This is a genomic window from Streptomyces sp. NPDC023573, from assembly GCF_055559735.1.
Map to the genome: position 1 here is coordinate 418,435 of NZ_JBVHKB010000007.1, position 25,250 is coordinate 443,684.

The 25,250-nt window shown below is 72.5% G+C and carries 23 protein-coding genes and 1 pseudogene; 13 read left to right on the top strand and 11 right to left on the bottom strand.

Going from position 1 to position 25,250, the window contains the following annotated elements:
* Nucleotides 1–12 precede the first annotated feature (12 nt).
* Together ACZ32T_RS24220 and ACZ32T_RS24225 are read left to right on the top strand one after the other, a co-directional pair.
* On the top strand, nucleotides 13–630 hold the full coding sequence (locus ACZ32T_RS24220; RefSeq protein ID WP_467368942.1) for an Rv1733c family protein: 618 nt from the start codon (nucleotides 13–15) through the stop codon (nucleotides 628–630).
* 206 nt (nucleotides 631–836) lie between these two features.
* A complete protein-coding gene (locus tag ACZ32T_RS24225; protein ID WP_467368944.1) occupies nucleotides 837–3,269 on the top strand; it encodes a right-handed parallel beta-helix repeat-containing protein in 2,433 nt (810 codons plus the stop codon).
* On the opposite strand, the gene ACZ32T_RS24230 is transcribed toward ACZ32T_RS24225, so the two are convergent.
* Entirely contained in the window at nucleotides 3,239–5,548 is a 2,310-nt protein-coding gene (locus ACZ32T_RS24230) for a hypothetical protein (protein ID WP_467369036.1), read from the bottom strand. The two genes, ACZ32T_RS24225 and ACZ32T_RS24230, sit on opposite strands and share 31 nt — an antisense overlap.
* Before the next feature lie 349 nt (nucleotides 5,549–5,897).
* Between ACZ32T_RS24230 and ACZ32T_RS24235 the strand changes: the two genes are divergently transcribed.
* Both ACZ32T_RS24235 and ACZ32T_RS24240 read left to right on the top strand, forming a co-directional pair.
* Nucleotides 5,898–6,728, top strand: coding sequence for a DeoR/GlpR family DNA-binding transcription regulator (locus ACZ32T_RS24235; RefSeq protein ID WP_467265476.1), 831 nt, complete (start codon nucleotides 5,898–5,900; stop codon nucleotides 6,726–6,728).
* 70 nt (nucleotides 6,729–6,798) lie between these two features.
* Nucleotides 6,799–7,233 carry an SRPBCC family protein gene (locus tag ACZ32T_RS24240; protein ID WP_467265474.1) on the top strand — a complete coding sequence of 145 codons (435 nt, stop codon included), beginning with the start codon at nucleotides 6,799–6,801 and terminating at the stop codon, nucleotides 7,231–7,233.
* Between the two features lie 185 nt (nucleotides 7,234–7,418).
* Here ACZ32T_RS24240 and cds1 read toward each other — a convergent pair whose 3' ends face one another.
* Entirely contained in the window at nucleotides 7,419–8,552 is a 1,134-nt protein-coding gene (gene cds1 / locus ACZ32T_RS24245) for an L-cysteine desulfhydrase Cds1 (protein ID WP_467265472.1), read from the bottom strand.
* A 237-nt stretch (nucleotides 8,553–8,789) separates the two neighbouring features.
* Between cds1 and ACZ32T_RS24250 the strand changes: the two genes are divergently transcribed.
* Nucleotides 8,790–9,152 (top strand): hypothetical protein, encoded by a 363-nt coding sequence (locus ACZ32T_RS24250; RefSeq protein ID WP_467265470.1) that lies wholly within the window; start codon nucleotides 8,790–8,792, stop codon nucleotides 9,150–9,152.
* A 214-nt stretch (nucleotides 9,153–9,366) separates the two neighbouring features.
* Complete coding sequence (locus tag ACZ32T_RS24255) at nucleotides 9,367–9,891, top strand: ATP-binding protein (RefSeq protein ID WP_467265468.1); 525 nt, start codon at nucleotides 9,367–9,369, stop codon at nucleotides 9,889–9,891.
* A gap of 195 nt (nucleotides 9,892–10,086) precedes the next feature.
* Here ACZ32T_RS24255 and ACZ32T_RS24260 read toward each other — a convergent pair whose 3' ends face one another.
* On the bottom strand, nucleotides 10,087–11,301 hold the full coding sequence (locus ACZ32T_RS24260; RefSeq protein ID WP_467265466.1) for an ROK family protein: 1,215 nt from the start codon (nucleotides 11,299–11,301) through the stop codon (nucleotides 10,087–10,089).
* Between the two features lie 121 nt (nucleotides 11,302–11,422).
* Between ACZ32T_RS24260 and ACZ32T_RS24265 the strand changes: the two genes are divergently transcribed.
* Nucleotides 11,423–12,655 (top strand): MFS transporter, encoded by a 1,233-nt coding sequence (locus tag ACZ32T_RS24265; RefSeq protein ID WP_467368946.1) that lies wholly within the window; start codon nucleotides 11,423–11,425, stop codon nucleotides 12,653–12,655.
* Nucleotides 12,656–12,814: 159 nt separating this feature from the next.
* On the top strand, nucleotides 12,815–13,567 hold the full coding sequence (locus tag ACZ32T_RS24270) for a maleylpyruvate isomerase family mycothiol-dependent enzyme (protein WP_467368947.1): 753 nt from the start codon (nucleotides 12,815–12,817) through the stop codon (nucleotides 13,565–13,567).
* A gap of 16 nt (nucleotides 13,568–13,583) precedes the next feature.
* Here the strand turns inward: ACZ32T_RS24270 and ACZ32T_RS24275 are convergent, their stop codons facing one another.
* Nucleotides 13,584–13,997: a MarR family winged helix-turn-helix transcriptional regulator gene (locus ACZ32T_RS24275; RefSeq protein WP_467368949.1), complete on the bottom strand. Its 414-nt coding sequence runs from the start codon at nucleotides 13,995–13,997 to the stop codon at nucleotides 13,584–13,586.
* 168 nt (nucleotides 13,998–14,165) lie between these two features.
* On the opposite strand from ACZ32T_RS24275, the gene ACZ32T_RS24280 reads away from it, so the two are divergent.
* On the top strand, nucleotides 14,166–14,462 hold the full coding sequence (locus tag ACZ32T_RS24280; protein ID WP_467265459.1) for a DUF6332 family protein: 297 nt from the start codon (nucleotides 14,166–14,168) through the stop codon (nucleotides 14,460–14,462).
* On the opposite strand, the pseudogene ACZ32T_RS24285 reads toward ACZ32T_RS24280, so the two are convergent.
* Together ACZ32T_RS24285 and ACZ32T_RS24290 are read right to left on the bottom strand one after the other, a co-directional pair.
* Nucleotides 14,426–14,521: pseudogene (locus tag ACZ32T_RS24285) on the bottom strand (DNA-binding response regulator); the annotation flags it as partial. The gene ACZ32T_RS24280 and the pseudogene ACZ32T_RS24285 overlap by 37 nt on opposite strands.
* Nucleotides 14,522–14,701: 180 nt before the next feature.
* Nucleotides 14,702–15,433, bottom strand: a complete 732-nt coding sequence (locus ACZ32T_RS24290) for a TetR/AcrR family transcriptional regulator (protein ID WP_467368951.1) — start codon at nucleotides 15,431–15,433, stop codon at nucleotides 14,702–14,704.
* A gap of 138 nt (nucleotides 15,434–15,571) precedes the next feature.
* Here ACZ32T_RS24290 and ACZ32T_RS24295 point away from each other — a divergent pair, with 138 nt between their 5' ends.
* On the top strand, nucleotides 15,572–16,027 hold the full coding sequence (locus tag ACZ32T_RS24295) for a nitroreductase/quinone reductase family protein (protein ID WP_467265455.1): 456 nt from the start codon (nucleotides 15,572–15,574) through the stop codon (nucleotides 16,025–16,027).
* Here the strand turns inward: ACZ32T_RS24295 and ACZ32T_RS24300 are convergent.
* The gene (locus ACZ32T_RS24300; RefSeq protein ID WP_467265453.1) at nucleotides 16,011–17,276 is read right to left on the bottom strand and encodes a geranylgeranyl reductase family protein; all 1,266 of its coding nucleotides are present in this window, start codon (nucleotides 17,274–17,276) and stop codon (nucleotides 16,011–16,013) included. The genes ACZ32T_RS24295 and ACZ32T_RS24300 overlap by 17 nt on opposite strands.
* 194 nt (nucleotides 17,277–17,470) lie before the next feature.
* Here ACZ32T_RS24300 and ACZ32T_RS24305 point away from each other — a divergent pair, with 194 nt between their 5' ends.
* Nucleotides 17,471–18,835 (top strand): M20/M25/M40 family metallo-hydrolase, encoded by a 1,365-nt coding sequence (locus tag ACZ32T_RS24305; protein WP_467265451.1) that lies wholly within the window; start codon nucleotides 17,471–17,473, stop codon nucleotides 18,833–18,835.
* A gap of 267 nt (nucleotides 18,836–19,102) precedes the next feature.
* On the opposite strand, the gene ACZ32T_RS24310 is transcribed toward ACZ32T_RS24305, so the two are convergent.
* On the bottom strand, nucleotides 19,103–20,146 hold the full coding sequence (locus ACZ32T_RS24310; protein ID WP_467368953.1) for an NUDIX hydrolase: 1,044 nt from the start codon (nucleotides 20,144–20,146) through the stop codon (nucleotides 19,103–19,105).
* Between the two features lie 198 nt (nucleotides 20,147–20,344).
* Between ACZ32T_RS24310 and ACZ32T_RS24315 the strand changes: the two genes are divergently transcribed.
* Nucleotides 20,345–20,521, top strand: coding sequence for a hypothetical protein (locus ACZ32T_RS24315; protein WP_467265447.1), 177 nt, complete (start codon nucleotides 20,345–20,347; stop codon nucleotides 20,519–20,521).
* 55 nt (nucleotides 20,522–20,576) lie between these two features.
* Here the strand turns inward: ACZ32T_RS24315 and ACZ32T_RS24320 are convergent, their stop codons facing one another.
* The gene (locus ACZ32T_RS24320) at nucleotides 20,577–21,545 is read right to left on the bottom strand and encodes an ROK family protein (RefSeq protein WP_467368955.1); all 969 of its coding nucleotides are present in this window, start codon (nucleotides 21,543–21,545) and stop codon (nucleotides 20,577–20,579) included.
* A 182-nt stretch (nucleotides 21,546–21,727) separates the two neighbouring features.
* Here ACZ32T_RS24320 and ACZ32T_RS24325 point away from each other — a divergent pair, with 182 nt between their 5' ends.
* A complete protein-coding gene (locus ACZ32T_RS24325; RefSeq protein WP_104790888.1) occupies nucleotides 21,728–22,756 on the top strand; it encodes a LacI family DNA-binding transcriptional regulator in 1,029 nt (342 codons plus the stop codon).
* 43 nt (nucleotides 22,757–22,799) lie between these two features.
* On the opposite strand, the gene ACZ32T_RS24330 is transcribed toward ACZ32T_RS24325, so the two are convergent.
* Both ACZ32T_RS24330 and ACZ32T_RS24335 read right to left on the bottom strand, forming a co-directional pair.
* Nucleotides 22,800–24,098, bottom strand: coding sequence for a DUF6986 family protein (locus ACZ32T_RS24330; RefSeq protein ID WP_467265443.1), 1,299 nt, complete (start codon nucleotides 24,096–24,098; stop codon nucleotides 22,800–22,802).
* A 169-nt stretch (nucleotides 24,099–24,267) separates the two neighbouring features.
* Entirely contained in the window at nucleotides 24,268–25,230 is a 963-nt protein-coding gene (locus ACZ32T_RS24335) for an electron transfer flavoprotein subunit alpha/FixB family protein (protein ID WP_467265442.1), read from the bottom strand.
* Nucleotides 25,231–25,250 lie beyond the last annotated feature (20 nt).

A 25,250-nucleotide genomic window follows, 5' to 3' on the forward strand; every position in this document is an offset into this window, starting at 1 on the left:
GGAAGGGGGTGCATGACTGTGCGAGCGGTACTGGGAATCCGGCGGTGGCGGCACAATCCGGTGTGCCGGGCCACCGACCGGCACGAGGCATGGGTGGCGCTGTCCGCGCTGCTCCTGATGCTGCTGGCGGCACCGGCCATCGGCTGGAAGGCCGGCGCACTCACGGACGACGCGCTCCGGCGGACGGTGCGGACCCAGCACGAGCAACGCCATCCGACCGCGGCCGTCGTGGTCCGCGCGGCCCCGGGCGCTTCCCGCTTCGCCCAGGACCCCGAGGCGGCCGTCGCCGAGGGATCCATGCGTACGTCGGTGGTGGCCGACTGGCTCGCCCCGGACGGTACGGCACGCACGGGCACCGTGTCGACGGGGTCCACGGAGACCGCGCCCGGCACCCGGATCGAGATCTGGACGGACGACCGGGGCCGTCCCGCGATGCGTCCCATGGACATGTCCACCGCCCGCACCCACTCGGTGCTCGCAGGCCTGGGTGCGACGCTGATCGCGGTCGGTCTGACCGAAATCGCCCGCAGGCTCGTCGTATGGCGCATGGTGCAACGGCGGTACACCCGGCTCGACCGCGCGTGGGCCGAAGTCGGCCCCGACTGGGGCAGAACGGGTACGGGCAGCTGACCCAGGTGGTGCGGGTTCCCCGCGTATCCGGCTGACCGATGGGCCTCGGCGGCCGACCCGTCAACTCGCGCCCGTCACGCGCGCTACGGTGGACCGGCCCGCCCGACTCCTCGGCAAGGCGGGCCAGAGGGCTGCCGGCCGACCGGCGTCCCTGGGGACACACACGAGGCAGCGCACACGGCACGAGGTGGGGGCACAGCAGCACCATGGCACAGGGCACGGTCCAGGTGACGCACACCGGCACATCGCGATGGCGGCGCCGCACGGGCGAATACGCATCCCTCACCGCAGCCCTGGAGGCCGCAGCTGACGGTGACGTCCTCACCATCGCCCCCGGCACCTACCGGGAGAATCTCGTCGTCCACCGCGCGGTGACGCTGCGCGGCGCCGAGGGATCCGCGGGTTCGGTACGGATCGCGCCGGTCGACGGTGTCCCCCTGACCGTCCGCGCCTCCGCCGTCGTCCAGGACCTGCATGTGGAGGGCCAGGACTCGGCCGCCCCCGCGCTGCTCGTCGAGGAGGGTGCCCCCGAGCTGTCGGACCTGCGCATCGTGACCAGGTCGGCCGCGGGCATGGAGGTGCGGGGCGCCGCCAGGCCGACCGTGCGCCGCTGCACGGTCGACAACCCGGCCGGGGTGGGCATCGCCGTACTCGACGGCGCCGGGGGCGTGTTCGAGGAGTGCGAGATCGTCTCGGCGGGCCAGTCCGGCGTCTCGGTCCGCGACGGCGCCCACCCCCGGCTCGAGCGCTGCCGCGTGCACCACTCGTCGGGCGCGGGGCTGAGCGTGACCGGGGAGGGCAGCGGCCTGGAGGCGGTCGGCTGCGAGGTGTACGAGATCAAGGGCAGTGGGGTGCAGGTCTCCTCCCGGGGCACCGCGCACCTCACGGACTGCAGTGTGCACCGCACGTCCGCCGACGGGGTCACCCTGGACACCGACGCGGTCCTCACCCTCGCGGACTGCGACATCCACGACATCCCGGAGAACGCGGTCGACCTGCGCTCCCGTTCGGTCCTCACCCTGACCCGGTCCACCGTCCGCAGATTCGGCCGCAACGGTCTGTCGGTCTGGGACCCGGGCACCCGCGTGGACGCCAACCAGTGCGAGATCCACGACAGCACGGGTGACTATCCGGCGGTGTGGGTGAGCGACGGAGCCACGGTGATACTCGACTCGTGCCGTGTGCATGACGTGCCCGACGCCCTCTTCGTCCTCGACCGGGGATCACGCGCGGATGTCGTGGACAGTGATCTGACCCAGATCCGCAACACGGCGGTCTCGGTGAGCGACGGCGCCACCGCCCAGCTCGACGACTGCCGGATCCGCGAGGCCTCCACCGGAGCGTGGTTCCGGGACCACGGCAGCGGCGGCACGCTGAACAACTGCACGATCGACGCGGCGCAGACCGGGGTCATCGTGACCAAGGGCGCCGACCCGACCATCGAGAGGTGCACCGTCACCTCGCCCGCGGAGGCCGGTTTCTATGTCTCCGCGGAGGGCCGCGGCACCTTCGACAGCTGCCGGGTCACGGGGAGCGACGGTTACGGCTTCCATGTGATGGACGGCTGCCGCTCGACCCTGACCCGGTGCCGGACCGAGCGGTGCGCGCGCGGCGGATACGAGTTCGCCGACGGCTCCGGCGGTGACGGCAGTACCGGCGGCCCGGTGGCGCGGGACTGCACCAGCGACGAGAGCGGGCTGCGCGGCGCCACTCCCCCGCCCCCGCCGGTCCTGACGGCGACGCAGACCACGCCCGGGCTCCTGGGCACGATGCCCGGGCAGCGGCCGGCCGAGCCCCCTGCCGTACCCGCGGCGCCCGCCGAGCCGGTGCGCGCCCCGGGCGCCGTGCTGGGCGAGCTCGACGCGCTGGTGGGGCTCGACAGCGTCAAGCGTGAGGTGCGGGCGCTGACCGACATGATCGAGGTGGGCCGGCGCCGCCGGCTGGCCGGTCTGAAGGCGGCGTCGGTGCGCCGGCACCTGGTCTTCACCGGCTCCCCCGGCACGGGCAAGACGACGGTGGCCCGGCTGTACGGGGAGATCCTGGCCTCGCTCGGTGTCCTGGAGCACGGCCATCTCGTGGAGGTGTCCCGCGTCGATCTGGTCGGCGAGCACATCGGGTCCACCGCGATCCGCACCCAGGAGGCGTTCGACCGGGCACGCGGTGGAGTCCTGTTCGTCGACGAGGCGTACGCGCTCTCGCCCGAGGACTCGGGCCGCGACTTCGGCCGGGAGGCCATCGACACGCTGGTGAAGCTGATGGAGGACCACCGCGACGCCGTGGTGGTGATCGTGGCCGGGTACACGCACGAGATGGAGCGCTTCCTCACCGTCAACCCCGGTGTGGCGTCCAGGTTCTCGCGGACCATCACCTTCAGTGACTACGAGCCCGAGGAGCTGCTGCGGATCGTCGAGCAGCAGAGCGACGAGCACGAGTACAGCCTGGCGGAGGGGACGGGGGAAGCGCTGCTCAAGTACTTCACGGCGCTTCCCAAGGGTCCCGCCTTCGGTAACGGCCGGACGGCCCGTCAGACCTTCGAGTCGATGGTGGAGCGGCACGCGGGCCGGGTCGCCCAGCTTCCCGAACCGACCACCGAGGAGCTGACCATGCTCTATCCCGAGGACCTTCCGGCACTTCCCTGAGCGGTGCTGCCCCGGCTGTCCGCACCCGCCTGCTGGGGCACGACGGGCTCGAGCCGTTCCAGGAGCGCGGCACGCTCGACGGCGAAGACCGGGTCGGCCTGGTAGTCCGAGTGCCCCAGGACGGGCTCCGGCAGCGGGTGTTCGGGTGTGCGGCCGTAGACCAGCGGGTCCTTCAGCGGGCCCCGGTCCACTTCGTGGTCCGGCCCCTCGTCGATCCTGACGGGGCCGCCGATCGGGTCCGTCGAACGCCAGAGGTTGCGCCAGCAGTGGACGGACCGGTGCAGCCCTTCGAGGGGGACGCGGCCGAAGTAGGCCGGGAACCAGCGCCCGTACAGCCGCTCGATCGGGGATCCGTAGGTGAGCAGCGCGACCCGGTGCCGGGCGGAGTCGGGGAGCTGCCACACCGCTGCCGCGGCGAGCACGCTGCCCTGGGAGTGGCCGGAGATGACGAGCCTGCCGCGGGTGCTCCCCGTCCAGGCGCACATCCGGGACGAGAGGTCCGGGACGGCCCGCTCCGCGTAGCAGGGGGGCGCGAAAGGATGGGCGGCACGCGGCCAGAACGTGCCCACGTCCCAGAGGATGCCGATGGTGCGCCGGGCGGAGACGTCACGGTAGGCGCGGCGTCCCCAGGTGACGAGGAGTATCACGCCGAAACCGGTCATCCAGGAGCCGGTCGACTGGGCGGTCTCGGCGGCCGACTCGACGAGCGGGCCCGCGCCGTCGGTCGCGAGGCCGGGGACCTCGCCGGTGAGCCAGGAACCGGTGACCGCACCGGCACCGAGCAGCAGGGTGGCGGCGGAGAGCAGTCCGAGGATCCCGGGCGCGGAATCGGTGAGCGCGGCGGTCGCCCGGATGCGGGCGATCTGCCGGGTGCGCCCGGGCTCGGGGTTCCTCTCCTCGTACTCCGCCTCGACGGCGGGCCCCAGCCGGCGGGCACGGCGCACGGTGCGGACGGCCAGCCAGACGACGGGTGGGAGCAGGAGCAGCAGCAGGACCGGGATGACGGAGGCCTGCCAGCTGAGGAGCACGGGCGGCCCCTCTATGTCCGCGCCCGCACCCATGCCGGGCGTCCCGGGGCCGTCGAGCCAGTCGGCCACCCGCTGGGCGATCCCGCCGGTCATCACCCCGCCGAGCGCGCAGGCGAGCATGGCCACCGCCGGTCCGCCGAGACCGTGGAGGGTGGTGCGAGGCTCGGGAGCGCGCCGGTACAGGCCCAGGGCCACCACGGCGAGCACGGAGACGAGCAGCCCCTGGCCCACGGCGAGCGTGCGGAAGACGGTCTCCCCGGAGAGGGCGCCCGAGGACACCCAGCCGGGGCGTGACCAGCCGGCGTAGACGACGGCGCCGAGCAGCAGGGCGAGGGCGGCTCCGGGCAGGAAGGTGGTGACGGCCCGGTCGAGCCGGTTGTCGAGGCGTCGCTCGCTGCGTCCCCGGTGGCAGACGACCGCGACGACGACGGCTGCGCACAGGACCAGGACGGCCTCGAACAGGACGCCGGCGACCGGGGGTACGGGGCTGTCGGCGGCCCGGTCGTGCCGCGCCGCCGTGCTGCCCACCGCCGCCGCGACCGTGAGGAGGCCGGCAGCGGTGTGAGCCGCGCGCAGCCGGGCCACCAGCCTGCGTCCGTACCAGAAGCCGGGCCTGCCCATGGCCGGGCGGACGGCGGGGGCTCCGGCGCCCGCGGCCGCGTCCGTGTCCCCCTCCTCGTCCGTCTCCGCGCTGTCCGGTTCGTCCCAGGTCAGGGGGCGCTGTGACTCGTAGGCGCTCCAGGTGCGGTTGGACAGGTACCAGAGGAGTCCCACCAGGGCGGCGGGCACGAGCGCCGCGACGGCGAGGCGGCGTCCTGGCTGGGCGAACCAGCCGTCCTGCCGCGTGGAGAGGAAGCCCAGCCAGGAGCGCTGCACGGAGCACTCGGGCGTCCCCGCGCACTGCCAGGCCACCAGGTCGAGGGCGACCTCGCAGACCGCGGCGGTCAGGAGCACGGTCAGGCTGAGCGCGAGGAGCCGTACCAGCACCCCGTAGAGCCGGACCGTCCGCCTACGGCCCTGGGCGGCGGGCCGCATCCAGTGGGCGAGGTTGACCACCATGAAGGGGAGAAGCAGCAGCCACAGCGCGCGGGAGCCGTTGCCCGAGGTGAGGTTCGACCAGCAGTAGGCCTCCGCGATGGGACCGTCCCGGTGGCGCTCGGGGTGGTGTTCGGCTCCGACGTCCTCGGTGCGCCGGTGAATGGCGGCCGTGGCGTCACCGGTGATCCTGGTCGTGCGCGGGTCGCCGAGCATCTCCTGCGGAGTGGTTCCGCCGACACCGTGGACGAGCAGTTCCAGTGCGACGCCGGCGCTCTGCGCGGCCTCGGCCTTGGGGGCAGGGGGCAATGTCGGTGACTCGCTCTCTGGTCCTTCCGGCTCGCAGCCGGTGGGTGGCTGTTCGTCCGGGACGAGCTGGGCTGGTGTGCGCGGGGCGAGTTGGCTGGTGCGCAGTCATCACCATCGCCGACGGGAGCCGTCCGACGCACCGGCTCTCACCGAATCTCCCCAGTGGGACGGCTCGTACGCGTGCGTGGGAGGATGAGCGGGTCCCGCAGGACCGCTGCCGGACCGTGCGGACAGAGCGAAGGACCGGGGCCCGGCGTTGAGCGAGAATCAGAATCTGCTCGCGGAGCAGCGGCGTGCGCTCATTCTGGACGATGTGCGCAAGCGCGGCGGGGTCAGGGTCAACGAGCTTACCCGCAAGCTGAGCGTCTCCGACATGACCATCCGCCGGGATCTGGACGCGCTGGCGCGCCAGGGCGTCATCGAGAAGGTCCACGGCGGAGCCGTGCCGGTCGTCGAGGCGAGCACGCACGAGCCCGGTTTCGAGGCGAAGTCGACACTGGAGCTCAGCGCGAAGGAGGACATCGCGCGCACGGCGGCCGGGATGGCGTTGCCCGGCAGCGCGATCGCGCTCTCCGGCGGTACGACCACGTTCGCGCTGGCCAGGCATCTCCTGGATGTGCCGGGCCTGACCGTGGTGACGAACTCGGTGCGGGTCGCCGATGTGTTCCACGGCGCGCAGCGGCCGACGGCGTCGGGTGGCGGGCGGGCCGGTGCGGCCACGGTGGTGCTGACCGGCGGGGTGCGTACGCCTTCGGACTCGCTCGTCGGGCCGGTCGCGGACCGCGCGATCGGCTCGCTCCACTTCGATGTCCTGTTCCTCGGTGTGCACGGGATCTCGGTCGAGGCGGGTCTCTCCACGCCCAATCTTGCGGAGGCCGAGACGAACCGCCGCTTCGTGCGGGCGGCCAGGCGCGTCGTCGTGGTCGCCGACCACACCAAGTGGGGCACGGTGGGCCTGAGTTCGTTCGCGGCGCTCGACGAGGTCGATGCCTTCGTGACGGACGCGGGTCTGCCGGACCTCATCAGGCAGGAGATCGAGGAGCACCTTCCGGGCCTGGTGGTGGCTGGCGGGCCGGCGGACGAGTAGTCCTGCGACGGGTGCGGCCCACGCCTTCCGTTCCCGGGCCGGCGGGCGGCGGACGTCCTAGGATCGGACTGTGGCCGTATTCCGCATTGAGCGCTTCACTCCCCTCCCCGCCGCCGAGGCGTGGCGACGGGTGACCGACTGGGAGCGGCACGGCGAAACCATTCCGTTCACCTCGGTCACCGTGCACGCGGGCTTTCCCACCCGGCCCGGGACGGTCTTCGTGGCCCGTACCGGTGTGGGGCCGCTGGGTTTCGACGATCCGATGGAAGTGGTGCGGTGGACCCCGCCGGCCGCCGGGCGGGCGGGGCTGTGCCGGCTGGAGAAGCGCGGTTCCGTGGTGCGCGGCCAGGCGTCGATCGATGTGTGCCCGACCGGATCGGGCTCGCATGTGATCTGGGTCGAGGAGCTGCGTGTGAGGCTGCTGCCGCGCTGGACGGATCCGCTGCTGGCCGGCGCGGGACAGCGGGTCTTCGGCCGGGTGCTCGGCACCCTGCTCGACGACTGAGGCCCGACCGCGCCTCCCGGCCGAGGGGTGCGGTGGCTCGGCTGCCTTCGCCCGAAGGGCGGCGAGGAGTGCGATGCCGCTGGAGCGGTCTGCGCCGATCTGCCGCGCCACGCGGGCGCCTGGGCGACGCCCCGCCCTCGTCGCGGTGGAACGGCTTCCAGGTCCGGGGGGAGCGGCCGCCCCGCTCAGGCGGGCCAGGTGCCGGTGGCCAGGAAGTGGTCGATCGTCTCCGTGTACGGCCGGATGTCGAGCCCCTGCCCGCTCAGCCACTCGTCCGAGTAGTACTTGTCGAGATAGCGGTCGCCCGGGTCGCAGAAGAGCGTGACGACGCTCCCGGTGCTTCCCCTCTCCACCATCTCGGCCACCAGCTTGAAGGCGCTCCACAGCCCGGTGCCGGTCGAGCCGCCCGCCTTGCGGCCGATGGCGCGCTCCAGCACCCGGACGGCGGCGACGCTGGCCGCGTCGGGGACCTTCATCATGCGGTCGATGGCCCCGGGCACGAAGCTCGGTTCCATCCGGGGTCTGCCGATGCCTTCGATGCGTGAGCCGCAGTCGCTGGTCGCCAGCTGGTCGTGCCGGGTCCATCCGTCGAAGAAGCAGCTGTTCTCCGGGTCCGGCACGCAGATGCGTGTGTCGTGCTGCATGTAGCGGACGTAGCGCCCGATGGTCGCGGAGGTTCCGCCGGTGCCGGCGGTGGCGACGATCCAGGCGGGTTCGGGGTACCGCTCCAGCCTCAGCTGCTGGTAGATGGACTCGGCGATGTTGTTGTTGCCCCGCCAGTCGGTGGCGCGCTCGGCGTAGGTGAACTGGTCCATGTAGTGACCGCCGGTCTCGGCCGCGAGGGCCGCCGACTCCTCGTACAGCCTGCGGGAGTCGTCGACGAAGTGGCACTGCCCGCCGTGGAATTCGATCAGGCGGCACTTCTCGGGGCTGGTGGTCCTGGGCATCACCGCGACGAAGGGCACGCCGATCAGCTTCGCGAAGTACGCCTCCGAGACGGCCGTCGAGCCGCTGGACGCCTCGATGACCGGTTTGCCGCGGCGGATCCAGCCGTTGCAGAGGCCGTAGAGGAAGAGGGAGCGGGCCAGCCGGTGCTTGAGGCTGCCGGTCGGGTGCGTCGACTCGTCCTTGAGGTAGAGGTCGATGCCCCAGTGCTCCGGCAGCGGGAAGCGCAGGAGATGGGTGTCCGCCGAGCGGTTGGCGTCCGCCTGGACCTTGCGCACCGCCTCCTTGAGCCAGGCCCGGTAGTCCGGGTCGCTCCGGTCGACGTCGACGGTCTCCATGACGCCACCGCCAGGTGTGTGCTCACCGGTGTCCATCAGCGGTCTCCTTCGGGTGACGACGGTTCTCCGTAGGACCCACGATATTCCTCCCACCTGCGCAAATGTTTACTTTGGCGACCCATAGGCCTCCCTTGGCCCGGGCGTCCCACCGGCGCGCCCCGGGCGCGTGGCCGGTGCGGGCCACGGCCGGAATCGACCGCGGTGAGGCCTGGCGTAGGGGCACTCTCCACGGGCAGAATTGCAGAAGCCGGTACAAGGGGGGGCGAAGTCGCCATGGCCGAGACAGAATTCAGCCCTGCGGATTTCGGCGCGCGGGAGTTCGGCGCTGCGGAGTTCAGGGCGAGCGACGTCAGGATCCGCCGGTGGGCGCGGTCACTGACCAGGGCGGGGCAGGTGATCGTCGAGGACGGCCGGATCGCGCTGCTGACGAGCAACGGTCGGGAGATCGCCAGCGCCCCGGTCACCGCGGTGAGCGCCGGGAAGCCGTGGTTCCTGGCCGCCGACTCGGCGGTCGCCCGGATCGACGGCGTGCGCTACCGGCTGACCATGGGGCAGCGCAACCGCAGGCCCGGCGGGGCCGCGCCGGTCCGCAGATTCCTGGAGGCACTGCGCAGTGCCGCGGGACGGCGTGTCTGACTCTACGGTCCGGTAAGGACACCGCGAGTTGCGGAGCCCAACCCCCTGAGTCACGCTGGTCACACGTCACTGATGGTGTACCGGCGGTGACAGCGTAAGCCGCCCCCGCCGGGAGCCATGCAGGGCGGACCACGCATGACCAGAAACAGCAGCCAGTCATCTGCTGGATCCGTTCCTTCGTCTTCTTCCGGACCTATTTCGGGGAGTCGCAGCCGTGATCAGCGAGCCAAGCAGGCACTGCGCGGTGGAGCTCCAAGCCCTGCCGCCGCGGATCGGTCAGGTCCGCAGAATCATTTCGGCGCAACTGCGCTACTGGCATCTCGATCCTCTGATCGACCCGGCAGCGCTCGGCGTCACCGAACTCCTGACCAATGTCCACCGGCACGCACAGCCGGACAAGTCATGCACCGTCGAGATCGAACTGCTGCTCGATCGGCTGACGGTCTCCGTCCACGACCACGACCCCCGGCTGCCGACCATGTGCGACGCCGAGTCGTCCGCCACCTCCGGGCGCGGACTGGCGATGATCGCCGCGTTCAGCGAGAGCTGGGGCGTACGACCGAGCGCCGACGCGGGGAAGGTCATCTGGTTCACCCTGCCCGCACCGTCGTTCGCCACCGCCCTGCCCCCTCTTCCGGTGTACGGGTCGACGACCGACGGCCCGTTCGGCTCGGACGCGGCGGGGCTCATGGAGCCCACGACAGCACGGACGCGGGCCCGGTCGGCCGTGGTCGGCTGACGGGAAGGCGGCCGGGCGCCGTACACCGCGCACACAGGAGCGCGCCGGTCCTCGTGGACCGACGCGCTCCGCTCCGTTCGAGCCCGGGGCCTCACCTGCGGCCCGCGGCCACGACGGCCCGTCCTGGTCGTAGCGGTCGCCCGGGCCGCCGGACGGCTCGTCCCGCCGGAGCGGGAAACGGAGCAGTCAGGCCGGTCAGGCCAGTGCGGTCAGCGGGTCGTCGAGTACGGGCTGCCAGGCCAGTTCGGCCGCGCCCACCAAGCTGTTGTGGTCGAGCGTGCAGGACAGGATCGGCACGCTTCCACTGCGCCCCCAGAGGCTGCGGTCGGCTACGACGGCCCGCAGGCGTTCGGGGTCGGCCTCCAGAAGATCGCGGTGCAGGCCGCCGAGGATGATCCGGTCCGGGTTGAGAATGTTGACCAGCCCGGCCAGGCCGAGGCCGAGACGGTCGATCAGCTCCTCGGCCGCGGCCCGCACATCGGGGTCGTCGTACTCCGTGCGGAGCAGGCCGCCGGACTGCTTGAGCAGCGACTCCTCGGGGCCGGGCTCCCGGCCGGCCGCCGTGAGGAAGGCGAGGGGGTCCGTCTCCACGTCGAGGCAGCCCCGTCCGCCGCAGTGGCAGGGGCCGCCCTCGGGGTTGACGGTCAGATGCCCCACTTCCAGGGCGAGTCCCGAACTGCCGCTGTGGAGGCGGCCGTCCAGGACGAGGGCGCCGCCGACCCCCCGGTGGCCGGTGGCGACGCAGAGCAGGTGCTGGGCACCACGCCCCGCGCCGTGCCGGTGCTCGGCGAGGGCGGCGAGGTTGACGTCGTTGGCGGTGAACGCGGGCCCGGTGATGCCCGCGGCGCGTACGCAGGTGGAGAAGATCTCCCGGACCGGCGCTCCCGCCGGCCAGGCGATGTGCAGCGGATTGAGGGCCGTCCCCTCGGGCTCGGCCACGGCGGAGGGCACGGCTAGCCCGGCCCCGACACAGCGCAGCCCGGTCTCACGCAGGAGCCGGGCACCGGCCTCGACGACCTCGCCGAGGACCTGAGCGGGATCGGCCATGACGGCGACGCAGCCGGGCGCGGTGGCCACGATCCTTCCCCCGAGCCCCACGAGCGCGGCGCGGAAGCCGTCGGAGTGGACCTGGGCGGCGAGAGCCACCGGCCCGCTGTCACGGATGGACAGCCGGTGCGAGGGGCGGCCCTGAGATCCGGCGGCGGAGCCCGGGCTGGAGTCGACCTTGATGAGTCCGAGCGCCTCCAGCTCCGCGGCCACCGCGCCCGCTGTGGCACGGGTGACGCCGAGCTCGGAGGTGAGTACCGCACGGGTGGGGGCACGCCCGGTGTGCACGAGCTCCAGGGCGGGCCCGAGCGCGCTGCGGCCCCTCTCCAACTTCGTCCGCGTGGTGGTCGACTTGCCGTTCATGGGGGCGAGTCTCCCATGATCCGGAGCCGTTGCCGACGCTCCGGCGCCCCGCACCGTTCACCGGCCGGTCATCGGTGCACCGGTCTTGCGCGGGCCCTCGGGGCGACCCTATCCTCACTTTGTGCCGCAAGTAAACAAACTGCGGACGGCCCTGCCGGGGGAACGTGGCGGAGACACCGCTCCACCTTCGCCGGCCCGCCTCCGTACCGCGCTGACCGTGTTCTTCGCCCTCGACGGGTTCCTCTTCGCCGGCTGGGTGGTCCGCATCCCGGCCATCAAGCAGCAGACGGGGGCCAGTGCCTCCACCCTCGGACTCGCCCTGCTCGGCGTCTCCGCCGGTGCGGTGATCACGATGATGCTCACCGGGAGGCTCTGCCGGCGCCACGGAAGCCACGCGGTCACCGTGGTCTGCGGTGTCCTGCTGTCACTGAGCATCGCCCTTCCGGCACAGACGGGTTCGCCTCTCACCCTGGGCCTCGTGCTCCTGTTCTTCGGTGCCGCGTACGGCGGGCTGAACGTGGCGATGAACAGCGCGGCCGTCGAAGTGGTCTCCGCGTTGCGCCGCCCGGTGATGCCGGGCTTCCACGCCGCGTTCAGCTTCGGCGGCATGGCGGGCGCGGGTCTCGGCGGGCTGGTCGCGGGCAGCCTGTCGCCCGCCACCCATCTCTTCGCCCTGACGGGCATCGGACTCCTCGTCACCGCGGTGACCGGCCCGGTGCTCCTGGGGGGCCGGACCGCCGCGCCCCCGGCGGAGCGTCGGGCGGAGGATGCCGGTGAGCGGCCGAAGGGTATGAGCACCCAGGCGCGCCGGGTCGTCGTCCTCTTCGGCGTCATCGCGCTCTGCACGGCGTACGGTGAAGGGGCGCTGGCCGAGTGGGGCGCGCTGCACCTCAGCCAGGATCTGGGTGCCACCCCCGGTCTCGCCGCCGCCGGTTATTCCTTGTTCGCGCTGACGATGGCCATCGGCAGGCTCAGCGGCACCGCTCTCCTCGAACGGTTCGGGCAGACTCGCACCCTGGTGGCGGGCGGGGCCACGGCGGCGGCGGGGATGCTGCTCGGCGCCCTGGCTCCGGCCGTCTGGTTCGCACTGCTCGGGTTCGCCGTGGCCGGCCTGGGCCTGGCCAACATATTTCCCGTCGCGGTCGGCCGGGCGGGTGCGCTGGCGGGGCCCAGCGGGGTGGCCGCGGCGTCGACCCTCGGCTACGGCGGAATGCTCCTGGGGCCGCCGGTGATCGGCTTCCTCGCCGACTGGATCTCCCTCCCGGTCGCCCTCACGACGGTGACGCTGCTCGCCGCGACGGCGGCGGTGCTGGGCGGTGTCGCCCGCAACGTGAACGAGCACCTGAGCGGTTGAGGTGACGGACGACCGGCAGCCGCTCACTCCGGCGACACCGGCCTTCGGCGACACGACTTCGCGGATCCGCCTCGGTCCCGTACCGGCCGCCGGAGATCACCCCGGGAGTGGTTGCGCACTCCTCTGAGCGCGTGAAACCGCTCTGGCACAATCGCCGACGTGGAGACCACCGAGCACCTGACAGCCCTCACCGCCGAAGGCCACGCCCTCGCCCGGGCCGCACGCGAGGCAGGGACGGATGCCCTGGTCCCGACCTGCCCGGGATGGCGGGTGCGCGACCTCCTCCAGCACATATGCATGGTGCACCGCTGGGCCACCTCGTTGGTCGTCGGCGGGCACCGGACGTATTACCCGGCGGCGGAGGAGCCCGATCTCGACGGTGACGCGCTGCTCGACCGTTTCACCGAGGGCCACCGCCTGCTTCTCGACACGCTCCGGGCCGCACCGGTCGGCCTGCAGTGCTGGACGGTCTTTCCCTCGCCGGCCCCGCTCGCTTTCTGGGCACGCCGGCAGGCGCACGAGACCAGGATCCACCGGGTGGACACGGAGTCGGCCCGGGGTGGCCCCCTGACCTCCGTGGCACCGCCGCACGCGGTGGACGGGATCGACGAACTGCTGGCCGGCTTCCACGCCCGTGCCAAGAGCCGTGTCCGTACGGACCCTCCACGCACTCTTCGGGTCAGGGCCGTGGACACGGACGCGGTGTGGACCGTACGCCTGTCGGCCGATCCGCCGCTCACGGTGCGCGGAGACACCGCCCTGGAGACGCCTGTGGACTGCACGTTGAGCGGCACGGCCGAGGAGCTCTACCTGGGGCTGTGGAACCGTGTGCCGCTGTCGTCCCTCGGATTCTCGGGAGACCCCGGGGTCGTCGCGCTGTGGGAGCGGAACTCCGCCGTCGTCTGGTCCTGAACGGGGCCGGGTCCGCTCAGATCCCCGGCCTTCCCGCTTCCCGGTTCAGCATCCGGGACAGCACCGCCCGCTGAAGGGGCCGGGCCTCCGCATGGCGGGTCCGGCCGGCTTCCGTGAGCTCGACCCGCACACCGCGGCGGTCCTCGACGCACATCGCTCGGCGCACGAGGCCGTCCCTCTCCAGCCGCGCGACGAGACGCGACAGCGCGCTCTGGCTGAGATGGACCCGCGCGGCGATCTCCTGGACGCGGAGGCAGCCTTCGCCGCCCTCCGCACCGGCTTCCGTGAGGACGTCCAGGACCTCGAAGTCACTGGCGCCCAGGCCGTGCCGGTCCAGCGCCCGGTCCAGCTCACCCAGGGTCCTGGCGTGCAGTGCGAGCATCTCCCGCCACTCGCCGACGAGCGCCTGCTCGGACTTCTTCGCTGCCATGGCCGCACGCTAGCAGAGGCGCGGAACATGCCTGCACGCACATCAAATGCCCACGCATCAAGATGTTCCGAGGGTGGTCCGTGCGCGACGGGGAGCCGCGTGCAAGGACGGGATGCCGCAGGGAAGTTCGTCCTTGCCGTCGGCCGGGACTCCTGTGACACTTCGGACATGTCGCGACGCACCCAGGCGGAACGGGACGCCATGACCGTGGAGACCGGCTATGCCGTGGTCAGCGGAGTCGTGGTGGCCGCGGCCACCTTCGCCGGGGTCTGCCTCCCCGCGCTGTTCCTCCAACTGCCGGGCGGCGCGGAACGCGTGCTGTTCCGGGTGGGGGCCGTGCTCGGCGCTCTGGTGTTCGCCCTCCGGGTGGTGCACGTGCTCCGGCGCTTCCCCCGCGCGGTCGAGGAGCGGCGCCTGCCGACGGTCCGACCGAGCCGGCCGGGCCGCACCAGCCCCGACTCGTAGGCCTGTACGACGAGTTGCGCTCCGCCCCGGGCACCCGGGGCGGCCATGGCACGGCTGACGCGGGGGCTTCGCGGTGTGCCCCTCCCCGCCGTCGTGCGGTCCGCACCGGGGGGCCATGGCCGGCCCGTCGGCCTCCGGGCCCGCGGCGGCTTGCTGCGGAGTACCCCTCCGGGGCACTTCCCCAGACACTGCGCCCCGCATTCGCGCGCCGGACACGCCCCTCGGCCCCCCGCCCCGCGTCAGCCTCCCGCATCCCCGGTAGCGGCCGGCCGGCCGGCCGGTAGTCCGACCGAGCGCCCGAGCTCGTGAGCGGCATGCCGGAAGAGCTGTTCGCGCGCCTCGACCACACGGTTGAACTGGCCGAACAGCTCGAAGGAGATCAGCCCGAAGAGCTGCGCCCACGCGGCCACCAGGGCCACCGCGACGGCGGGCGGCAGATCGGCCGCCAGATCGGCCGCCATGCGTGCACCCTCGGTACGCAGCGCGGCGTCCTGCGGGGGCACGGCGAGGCCGTCGGTGAGGTAGGCGTCGCGTACGAGGCCGATCAGGACCTGGCCCACGCGGGAGGCGGGGCCGACGGTGTCCTGCGGGGCGGTGTAGCCGGGGACCGGTGAGCCGAAGATCAGCGCGTACTCATGGGGATGGGCCAGCGCCCAGTCGCGCACGGCACAGGCGACCGCCAGCCAGCGGGCCGGGTGAGGAAGGGCGGGGGCGCCCGCCTCGCCGCGCGCCGCCTTCTCGGCGGCTTCGCCCACCGCGTCGTAGGCGTCGACGATGAGGGCCGTCAGCAGGTCGTCGCGGCTGGGGAAGTAGCGGTAGAGCGCGGAGGACGCCATGCCGAGCTCCCGTGCGACGGCACGCAGGGAGAGCTTGGCGGCGCCTTCGGCGGCGAGCTGTCTCCTGGCCTCGTCCTTGATCGCCGCGGTGATCTCGATGCGGACGCGTTCACGGGCTCCTCGAATGGTGCTCATGGCTCCAGTCTGCCACGCGATCGGAGCACTGAACATAAACAAGAGCACCGCTCTTGCTTTGGCGCACCGCACTCGTGCACACTGATCTCAAGCGAGAGCACTGCTCTCCCAATCGGCACTCGATGGCAGGAGCCACCCATGTCGCAGCAGCCGTACTACCTCCAGGCCAACGCCTTCGCCCAGCGGTTGAACGGTGTCGTCGGCTGGCTCGCACGGCACGGAGTCAGCCTCCTCGGCTCCGCCGAAATGTCGGTACGGGGCCGGAAGAGCGGCCGGATGCAGCGCATCCCCGTCAACCCCCACCACCACGAGGGCTTCCAGTACCTGGTCTCCGCCCGCGGCCACTCACAGTGGGTGCGCAACATGCGCGTGGCCGGAGGCGGAGAGCTGAAGATCGGCCGGAAGGTCCGCGCCTTCACCGCCGTGGAGATCGCGGACGACGAGCAGAAGGTGCGGATCGTCCGCGCCTATCTGAAGCGCTGGGGCTGGGAGGTCAACCAGTACTTCCAGGGCATCACGGCGAGGTCGACCGACGCCGAGCTCCTGGCCGCCTGCCCCGACCACCCGGTCTTCCGGATCACGGTCGAGAGCTGACCTCGTCGGGCCTCTGGCGGTCCATCACATGCATCGCCCGCTGCGCCAGCGGATGCGTGCGGACCAGCTCGGCCAGCGATGTCGTCCCCCGGGTGACCCCGGCGAACGCGTTCCACGCGGGGCGGAAGCCCGTGAGCACCGCGTGCAGGATCCCGGGGCGCCGCTCGAACAGCCTGAGCATGCGGCGCCCGACGCTCATCTCCACACCGAGCCCCGCCTTGATCGCGAAAGCGTAGTTGAGCGCCTGCCGGCGGGCGTCGACCGCGTCGTGCGACTCCGCGATCCGCACGGCCCATTCGCCCGCGAGCCGCCCGGACCGCAGTGCGAAGGAGATGCCCTCCCTGGTCCAGGGTTCCAGCAGCCCGGCCGCGTCGCCGCAGACCACGACCCGTCCGCGGGAGAGCGGCGAGTCGTCGCTGCGGCACCGGGTCAGATGGCCGGAGGAGACCGTGGGCTCGAATCCGGCGAGGCCCAGCCGTCCGACGAAGTCCTCCAGATACCGCTTGGTCCCCGCACCGTCGCCACGCGCCGAGATGACGCCGACGGTCAGGGTGTCGCCCTTGGGGAAGACCCAGCCGTAACTCCCGGGCAGCGGGCCCCAGTCGATGAGCACCCGGCCGGCCCAGTCCTCGGCGACCGTCGCCGGGACGGGGATCTCCACCTCGAGCCCGAGGTCCACCTGGTCGAGCTTCACCCCGACGTGAGCCCCTATGCGGCCGGCACTGCCGTCCGCGCCGACGACGGCACGGGCGAGCACCGTCTCCCCGCCGGCCAGCACGACGGCGACCGTGCGCCGGTCGGGTACGGCCGTGCCGTGCTGCTCGACCCGCGTCACCGCCACGCCGGTGCGCAGCTCGGCACCGGCCTTCTGGGCCTCTTCCACCAGCCCCGCGTCGAACTCCGGCCGGTTGATCAGCCCGAAGAGCATCCGCTTGGACCTGCGGGTGCGCGACAGCTTCCCGTTGAGCGAGAAGGTGACCGCGTGGATCCGGTCCTTCAGGGGGAGTTCGAACCCGGGGGGCAGGGAGTCCCGCGAGTACCCGATGATTCCACCGCCGCACGTCTTGTAGCGGGGGATCTCCGCCTTCTCCAGCAACAGCACCCGACGGCCTGCGACGGCCGCCGCGTACGCCGCGGAAGCTCCCGCCGGGCCCGCGCCGACCACGACGACGTCCCATACCGAGGACTCCGGCGGTACCGACGACGTCTCATCCGGCTCACGTCCGGCGTCTGCGTTCTCGCTGCTCACGATGTGCTTCTGCTCCTGATCCGACCAGTGGCCCCAGCTGCTCACGGCATCCTACGGCGCGTCGCGGCCGAACTCCGCTGTGGGAGGATCAGCCATGAATGCGTTGTACACGCGACGCCGCGTCCACGGCGTCGCCCCCGGCCGCGTACTCACCGCGCCATAGTCCTAACGTCGCACCCACGAGGAGCGTGCCCATGACCGCCCGTCCGATTTCCGAGACCGTCGCCTCGCTGATGCCCCGCGCGAAAGCGGAGCTCGCCGAGCTGGTGGCCTTCCGGTCGGTGGCGGATCCGGCCCAGTTCCCCCGGAGCGAGTGCGAGGCGGCGGCCGGCTGGGTGGCCGACGCGCTGCGCACCGAGGGCTTCCAGGACGTCGCGCTGCTCGACACCCCCGACGGGACCCAGTCGGTGTACGGCTACCTGCCGGGCCCGCCCGGCTCGCCCACGGTGCTGCTCTACGCGCACTACGACGTGCAGCCGCCGCTGGACGAGTCCGCCTGGCTCTCCCCGCCGTTCGAGCTGACCGAGCGGGACGGCCGCTGGTTCGGCCGGGGCACGGCGGACTGCAAGGGCGGCTTCATCATGCACCTGCTCGCGGTGCGCGCCCTCATGGCGAACGGCGGTGTCCCGGTCTCCGTCAAGGTGATCGCGGAGGGCTCCGAGGAGCAGGGCACGGGCGGCCTCGAACGGTACGCGGAGGAGCACCCGGAGCTGCTGGCCGCCGACTCGATCGTCATCGGTGACGCGGGCAACTTCCGCGTGGGGCTGCCCACCGTCACCGCGACGCTGCGCGGTATGACCATGCTGCGGGTGCGGCTGGACACCCTCGAAGGAAACCTGCACTCCGGGCAGTTCGGCGGCGCCGCACCGGACGCGCTGGCCGCGATGATCCAGCTGCTGGCGTCCCTGCGGGCCGAGGACGGCACGACCACGGTCGACGGACTCACGGCCGACGCGGAGTGGGACGGACTGCAGTATGCGGAGAGCGAGTTCCGCGCCGACGCCAAGGTGCTCGACGGCGTGGAGCTCATCGGCACGGGTACGGTCGCCGACCGCATCTGGGCGCGGCCCGCGGTCACCGTGATCGGCATCGACTGCCCGCCGGTGGTCGGAGCCACTCCGTCGCTCCAGGCGAGCGCCCGGGCGCAGATCAGTCTGCGGGTGCCGCCGGGGCATGACGCCTCCGAGGCGACGAAGCTGCTGACCGCCCACCTCGAGTCGCACGCCCCCTGGGGGGCGCGCGTCCGTGTCGAACAGGTCGGCCAGGGGCAGCCGTTCCGCGCCGATGTCACCAGCCCCGCCTACGCGTCGATGGCCGCGGCCATGCGGCTCGCCTACCCGGGCGAGGAGATGCAGACCTCCGGCATGGGGGGCTCCATCCCCCTCTGCAACACCCTGGCCGCGCTGTACCCCGAGGCGGAGATCCTGCTCATCGGGCTGAGCGAGCCCGAGGCGCAGATCCACGCGGTGAACGAGAGCGTGTCCCCCGAGGAGCTGGAGCGGCTCTCGGTCGCCGAGGCCCTCTTCCTGCGGAACTACGCGGAGTCCAGGAACGGCTGAGAGACGCGTCCGTCCCCGGAGTTCGCGCCGGCGAAGCCGCCCGGAGCGGAACTCCGGGCGGCGGGGCGCCCGCCGTCCGTACGTGCACCGCTTGGGCCGTGTCGAGGTACTCCCGCAGCCGCGCCTGTTCCGCTTCCCCATCGGCGGGCGTATCTCCGGCGCGACGGGCGCCCGGCCGTCGCCTGCTTCGGCCACGGCGACCGCCGGCCGCCGACGCGGCCCCCGTCCTGCGGGCGGCCGCCCTGACGGCCGACGGCCCTCAGGGCACTACGAGCCGCCCACGGGCACTCCGGCCTCCAGATTCAGCACGGTGGCCCGCTCGCGGGCGCGCAGTGCCCAGCGAAGCCTCTGGAAGCGGGTCGGCGGGAGCAGACCGGCCGCCTCCTCCTCGGTGACGAACCGCCAGCCGCGCAGTTCCGAACCCGGCAGCAGCAGCCGCGCGGCGTCCTCCCTCCGCAGCCGGCCGCCGTCGAACAGGAAGCGCAGCCCTCCGTACGCGGGCGGCTGCGGCGCCTCCCAGTCGACGAGCAGAAGTCTCGGCACCGTGTCCAGGTGAAGCCCCAGCTCCTCGGCGACCTCACGTATCCCGGCCCGGGCCGGGGCCTCGCCTGGCTCCACGACCCCGCCGGGGAACTCCCAGCCGGGCTTGTAGGTGGGGTCGACGAGCAGCACCCGGTCCTGCTCGTCGAAGAGCAGCACCCCGGAGGCGACGGTCTCCGCTCGCGGTTCGGGGGTCTGGACTATGCCGCACTCCCTGGCCTCGCCGGTGCGGACGGCTTCGGCTATCCGCTCGGCCGTCTCGTACGGGGTGAGGGCGCTGGTGTCGATGGTGTGGGCGTCCGCGGTGATCCACCCGAGGGCCGCCCGGTAGGGCTCGATGTGTTCGTAGGCCCATTGCCGGACGCGCGCACTGCGCTCGGGGTCGTCGGCGTATTTCTCGCGCTGGGCGATCCGGCTCCGCAGGATCGTTTCCTCAGGTGAGAGCAGTACATGGCGCACCGGTATGCGCCGGGAGGCGAGCCCGCCGAATATCTCGTCGCGGTACTCCTGTCTCAGCAGTGTCATCGGGACGACCAGCACCCCGGAGAGTTCGGCGAGAAGCGCGGCGGCCGTGTCGACCACCAGACGCCGCCATATCGGCAGGTCCTGGAAGTCGGTCACTTCGGCGAGCTTCTTCTGTGGCAGGAGCCGACGCAGTCCCCCGCCGATCAGTCCGGGGTCGTAGAAGGTGCTGTTCGGGATCAGATCGATCAGTTCGCACGCGGCGCTGGTCTTGCCCGCACTGAACGCACCGTTGATCCAGACGATCACGGGTCCCCCTCTTCCGTAGCCCCCTGTGGCTTGCCCGCAACACCCCGCTCCGGAAACCCCGCAGGGGCGACGCGGTTGCGCCGGCGCGGACGCCGGAGGGCGTTTCACTGTACGGGCCCGGCCCGGCGCATCGCCGTAACGAGTGACGGCTGGACGTCGTTGGAGCGGACAGCAACTGGAACGACGAGGGGATGCGCGGTGCGCCGCACGGTACTTGGGCAGTTTCCCGCGGGAGGGCCACGGGGAAGCCGGCCCGCGGAGGAGTTCGCCGCGGCCCGCCGCGGCGAGGGCATGGCCGCCGAGGTGGTGATGGACCTGGAGCAGGACGCCTTCCTGGTGGTGGTGCCCCAGCAGCCGACGGACCGGGACCGCTGACCGGGCGGGCCCGGCCCGACCGGGTGGCGGCGGGTTCTACGGAGTGGCGACGGTTCTACGGGGTGGCGGCGGCCCGCACACCGTTCGAGGCGCCGTGGCGGACCGTCGAGGCCGCGGCCGCCGCACCGACCAGCCCCGCGTCGGTCCCCATCACCGCGGAGGTCACGGTGAGGTTCTGGACGAAGGACAGCGTGGCGTAGTCGCGCAGGGACCTGCGCAGCGGCGCGAAGAGCACCTCACCCGCTCCCGCCACTCCCCCGCCGATCACGGCGATGTCGATGTCCGTCAGGGTGGCGGTGGCGGCGATCCCGGCGGCGAGGGCCTGGGCGGCCCGCTCGAAGGAGGCGGCGGCGACCGGGTCGCCCGCCTTCGCGGCGGCGGCCACCGAGGCGGCCGTGGTGTCGCCGTCCGGGCCGGGGCGCCAGCCGTTCTCCAGGGCCCTTCTGGCGATGTTGGGCCCGCTGGCGATGCGTTCCACGCAGCCGCGCGCACCGCAGGGGCAGGGATCGCCGTCCAGGTCGACACTGATGTGGCCGATGTGGCCGGCGTTGCCCGAGGGGCCCGGGTGCAGCTTTCCGCCGAGCACGAGGCCGCCGCCGACACCGGTGGAGACGACCAGGCACAGCGCGTTGTCGTAACCGCGGGCGGCACCCAGCCAGTGCTCGGCCGCCGTCATGGCCACCCCGTCGCCGACCAGTGTGACCGGCAGCCCGCCGGTCGCCGCGGCCACTCGCTCCACCAGCGGGAAACCGCGCCAGCCGGGGACGTTGACCGGGCTGACCGTGCCCGCCGAGGCGTCCACGGGCCCCGCGCTCCCGATGCCGACCGCACGCGTCCGGTGCCACAGCGGGGAGGCCGCCAGCTCCGTCAGGACGTCGCTCACCGCACCCATCACGGCCTCCGCGCCCTCACGGGCCGGGGTGGGGCGCTGCGCCCGTACGAGGAGGGATCCGCCGCCGTCCACCAACGCCCCGGCGATCTTGGTACCGCCGATGTCGAGCGCGGTGACGAGGTCGGTATGCATCGGTGTGGACTCTCCGGAGGGGTGAGGCGCAGGACCTGCGGCTTCAGTCTGATGATGCTCCCAGTCTCCATTCTCTTGACAACGTTGTCCAGGGCCTATGCTCGACGCCACAGCATCCGGCCCCTTCCCGGCACCACCGGGAGGGCCGGAATCACCCGTCCCCGACGACAGGACAGCGCACCGTGGCCGAGACCGCCCGCCATTCCGAGTCCCGCTACGGCAACAGGCCGACCATGAAGGACGTGGCAGCCCGTGCCGGAGTGGGCCTGAAGACGGTCTCCCGGGTGGTGAACAGCGAGCCCGGAGTCACCCCCGACACCGAACGCCGCGTCCAGGAAGCCATCGAGGCCCTCGGCTTCCGCCGCAACGACAGCGCGCGCGTCCTGCGCAAGGGACGCACCGCGTCCATCGGCCTCGTGCTGGAGGACCTCGCGGACCCCTTCTACGGCCCGCTGAGCCGCGCCGTGGAAGAGGTGGCCCGCGCACACGGCGCACTGCTGATCAACGGCTCCAGCGCGGAGGACCCGGAGCGCGAGCAGGAGCTGGTCCTGGCACTCTGCGCCCGCCGGGTGGACGGCCTCATCGTGATCCCGGCGGGCGACGACCACCGTTATCTGGAGCCGGAGATGAAGGCCGGCATCGCCACCGTGTTCGTCGACCGTCCGGCGGGCCGGGTCGACGCGGACATGGTCCTGTCGGACAGCTTCGGCGGAGCGCGCGCTGGCGTCGCCCACCTGGTCGCGCACGGCCACCGCAGGATCGGCTTCATCGGGGACCAGCCGCGCATCCACACCGCGACGGAACGACTGCGCGGGTACCACGCGGCCCTGGCCGACGCGGGTATCGAGGTCGAGGACGCCTGGGTCTCCCTGGGCCCGACCGACCCGGCCCGGGTGCGGTCCGCCGCCGAGGCCATGCTGGCCGGGCCCGAGCCGGTGACCGCCCTCTTCGCGGGCAACAACCGTGTGACGGTCACCGCGGTCCGCGTCCTGGCCGAGTGCGAACGCCGGATCGCCCTGGTCGGCTTCGACGACATCGAGCTGGCCGACCTGCTCGGCATCACGGTGATCTCCCAGGACGCCGCGGCGGTCGGCCGCACCGCGGCGGAGCACCTGTTCCGCCGCCTCGACGGCGCCGCTCACGCCCCTGCGAGGGTGGAGCTCCCCACGCGGCTCATCCCGCGAGGCTCGGGAGAACTGCCGCCCGCGTGAAAGCCCGGGGCGCGTGGGCCCCGGGCGTTCCGGACGAGATCCCTTACGGCGCCGTCACGGTCAGCCCGCCGCGCCGGGGCGAGGCGAAGCCGTCGAGATCCGCGCGGCTCAGGCCGGTGAGGTCCGTGACCTCCGTGGCGTCCAGGGCGCCGCAGTCGATGCCGCGGAGCAGGTAGCCGCTCAGCGCCTTCGCGGTCGCGGGCTCGTCCATGACGTCCCCGCCGGCCTTGGCCACATAGGCGGCGAGCCGGGACGCGGCCTGGCCGAGGCCCTCGCGGTAGAAGCTGTAGACGGCGGCGTAGCGGGTGGGCAGGTGACCCGGGTGCATGTCCCAGCCCTGGTAGTAGGCGCGGGCCAGAGCGCGGCGGGTGAGGCCGTGGTGCAGGCGCCAGGCGTCGTGGACCTGCTGTGCGGGGCCGACCGGGAGCACGTTCGTGGAACCGTCGCAGACCCGCACTCCGGTTCCCGCGGCGGCGACCTGCATGACGGCCTTGGCGTGGTCGGCGGCGGGGTGGTCACTGGCCTGGTAGGCGGGGCTGACACCGACACAGGCGCTGTAGTCGAAGGTTCCGTAGTGCAGACCGGTGGCCCGGCCCGAGGCGGCGTCGATCATGCGGGCCACCGCGGCGGTTCCGTCCGCCGCCAGGATGGACTGGCTCGTCTCGATCTGGATCTCGAACCCGAGGCGCCCGGAGGGCAGTCCATGGGTCTCCTCGAAGGCCTCCAGCAGTCGTACGAAGGCCGTGACCTGCTCGGGGTACGTCACCTTGGGCAGCGTCAGGACAAGCCCCTCGGGCAGGCCTCCCGCGCGCATCAGACCGGTGAGGAAGATGTCCGTGGTGCGGATGCCCCGGTCGCGCACGGCGGCTTCCATGCACTTCATCCGGATGCCCATGTACGGAGCCGCGGTCCCGTCGGCGTACGCCTCGGCCACCAGACGCGCCGCGCGGGCGGCGGCCTCGTCCTCCTCGGCGTCGGGGCGAGGGCCGTAGCCGTCCTCGAAGTCGATGCGCAGGTCCTCGACGGGCTCACGCTCCAGCTTGGCGCGTACGCGGTCGTGGACCGGCTCCGCCAGTTCCTGCGGGATGCCCAGGACGGAGGCGAGGGCGGCGGCGTCGGGGGCGTGCTCGTCCAGCGCGGCCAGCGCCTGGTCTCCCCAGGTGCGGAGCGTCGTGGACGTGAAGTCGTCCGCGGGCACGTACACGGTGTGGACGGGCTGGCGCGTGCCGGGGTCTCCCGGGTACCGGCGGGCGAGTTCGGCGTCCACCGACGTGAGGGAGGCGCTGATCTCCTCGCCGACCGTGCCGGCGAGGCTCGTCGCCACCTTCTCCTGCTGACCCATGACCGTACCCTCCACGTTTCAGTATTTCCGCTTCCCGGAATCTTTCATCCGCATAGTGAAGTTATAAGCCCCCGTCCTCGGCGTCAATGGTGATCGGAAAGAGCCCGGGGCCGCGCGGTGAGAACACCACGCGGCCCCGGGCCTTCGTACGGGCAGAGCGCCTGCCGGGTCAGCCCTTGCGGGTCTTGACCTCGTCGGTGAGAGCCGGGACGACGTCGAAGAGGTCGCCGACGACGCCGTAGTCGACGAGGTCGAAGATCGGGGCCTCGGCGTCCTTGTTGATGGCGACGATGGTCTTCGAGGTCTGCATGCCGGCCCGGTGCTGGATCGCGCCCGAGATGCCGGAGGCGATGTACAGCTGCGGGGAGACCGACTTGCCGGTCTGGCCGACCTGGTTGGTGTGCGGGTACCAGCCGGCGTCGACCGCGGCACGCGAGGCACCGACGGCCGCGCCGAGGGAGTCGGCGAGCGCCTCGATGATCGCGAAGTTCTCCGCGCCGTTGACGCCGCGGCCGCCGGAGACGACGATCGCGGCCTCGGTCAGCTCCGGACGCCCGGTCGACTCACGCGGGGTGCGCGAGAGGACCTTGGTGCCGGTGGCCGTGGCGGAGAAGGAGACAGCGAGAGCCTCGACGGCGCCCGCGGCGGGGGCGGCCTCGACGGCGGCCGAGTTCGGCTTGACCGTGATGACCGGGGTGCCCTTGGAGACACGGGACTTGGTGGTGTACGAGGCCGCGAACGCGGACTGCGTGGCGACCGGACCGGAGTCACCGGCCTCCAGGTCGACGGCGTCGGTGATGATGCCGGAACCGATGCGGAGCGCGAGGCGGGCCGCGATCTCCTTGGCCTCGGCCGAGGAGGGCAGCAGTACGGCGGCCGGGGAGACCGTGTCGTACGCGGCCTGCAGCGCGTCCACCTTCGGTACGACGAGGTAGTCGGCGAACTCCGGCGCGTCGGCGGTCAGGACCTTGACCGCGCCGTGCTCGGCGAGCGCGGCGGCGGTGTCGGCGGCACCGTTGCCCAGCGCGACGGCGACCGGCTCGCCGATGCGGCGGGCGAGCGTCAGCAGCTCCAGGGTGGGCTTGCGGACGGCACCGTCCACGTGGTCGACATAGACGAGAACTTCAGCCATGGGACTTCAATCTCCTGCGT

What these genes read in the sequence shown, in the direction of transcription:
- ACZ32T_RS24220 (WP_467368942.1), top strand. Translation starts at nt 13, where the DNA reads ATGACTGTGCGAGCGGTACTGGGAATCCGGCGGTGGCGGCACAATCCG.
- ACZ32T_RS24225 (WP_467368944.1), top strand. Translation starts at nt 837, where the DNA reads ATGGCACAGGGCACGGTCCAGGTGACGCACACCGGCACATCGCGATGG.
- ACZ32T_RS24230 (WP_467369036.1), bottom strand. Translation starts at nt 5,548, where the DNA reads ATGCTCGGCGACCCGCGCACGACCAGGATCACCGGTGACGCCACGGCC.
- cds1 (WP_467265472.1), bottom strand. Translation starts at nt 8,552, where the DNA reads ATGGACACCGGTGAGCACACACCTGGCGGTGGCGTCATGGAGACCGTC.
- ACZ32T_RS24250 (WP_467265470.1), top strand. Translation starts at nt 8,790, where the DNA reads ATGGCCGAGACAGAATTCAGCCCTGCGGATTTCGGCGCGCGGGAGTTC.
- ACZ32T_RS24260 (WP_467265466.1), bottom strand. Translation starts at nt 11,301, where the DNA reads ATGAACGGCAAGTCGACCACCACGCGGACGAAGTTGGAGAGGGGCCGC.
- ACZ32T_RS24275 (WP_467368949.1), bottom strand. Translation starts at nt 13,997, where the DNA reads ATGGCAGCGAAGAAGTCCGAGCAGGCGCTCGTCGGCGAGTGGCGGGAG.
- ACZ32T_RS24280 (WP_467265459.1), top strand. Translation starts at nt 14,166, where the DNA reads ATGTCGCGACGCACCCAGGCGGAACGGGACGCCATGACCGTGGAGACC.
- ACZ32T_RS24290 (WP_467368951.1), bottom strand. Translation starts at nt 15,433, where the DNA reads ATGAGCACCATTCGAGGAGCCCGTGAACGCGTCCGCATCGAGATCACC.
- ACZ32T_RS24295 (WP_467265455.1), top strand. Translation starts at nt 15,572, where the DNA reads ATGTCGCAGCAGCCGTACTACCTCCAGGCCAACGCCTTCGCCCAGCGG.
- ACZ32T_RS24305 (WP_467265451.1), top strand. Translation starts at nt 17,471, where the DNA reads ATGACCGCCCGTCCGATTTCCGAGACCGTCGCCTCGCTGATGCCCCGC.
- ACZ32T_RS24320 (WP_467368955.1), bottom strand. Translation starts at nt 21,545, where the DNA reads ATGCATACCGACCTCGTCACCGCGCTCGACATCGGCGGTACCAAGATC.
- ACZ32T_RS24330 (WP_467265443.1), bottom strand. Translation starts at nt 24,098, where the DNA reads ATGGGTCAGCAGGAGAAGGTGGCGACGAGCCTCGCCGGCACGGTCGGC.
- ACZ32T_RS24335 (WP_467265442.1), bottom strand. Translation starts at nt 25,230, where the DNA reads ATGGCTGAAGTTCTCGTCTATGTCGACCACGTGGACGGTGCCGTCCGC.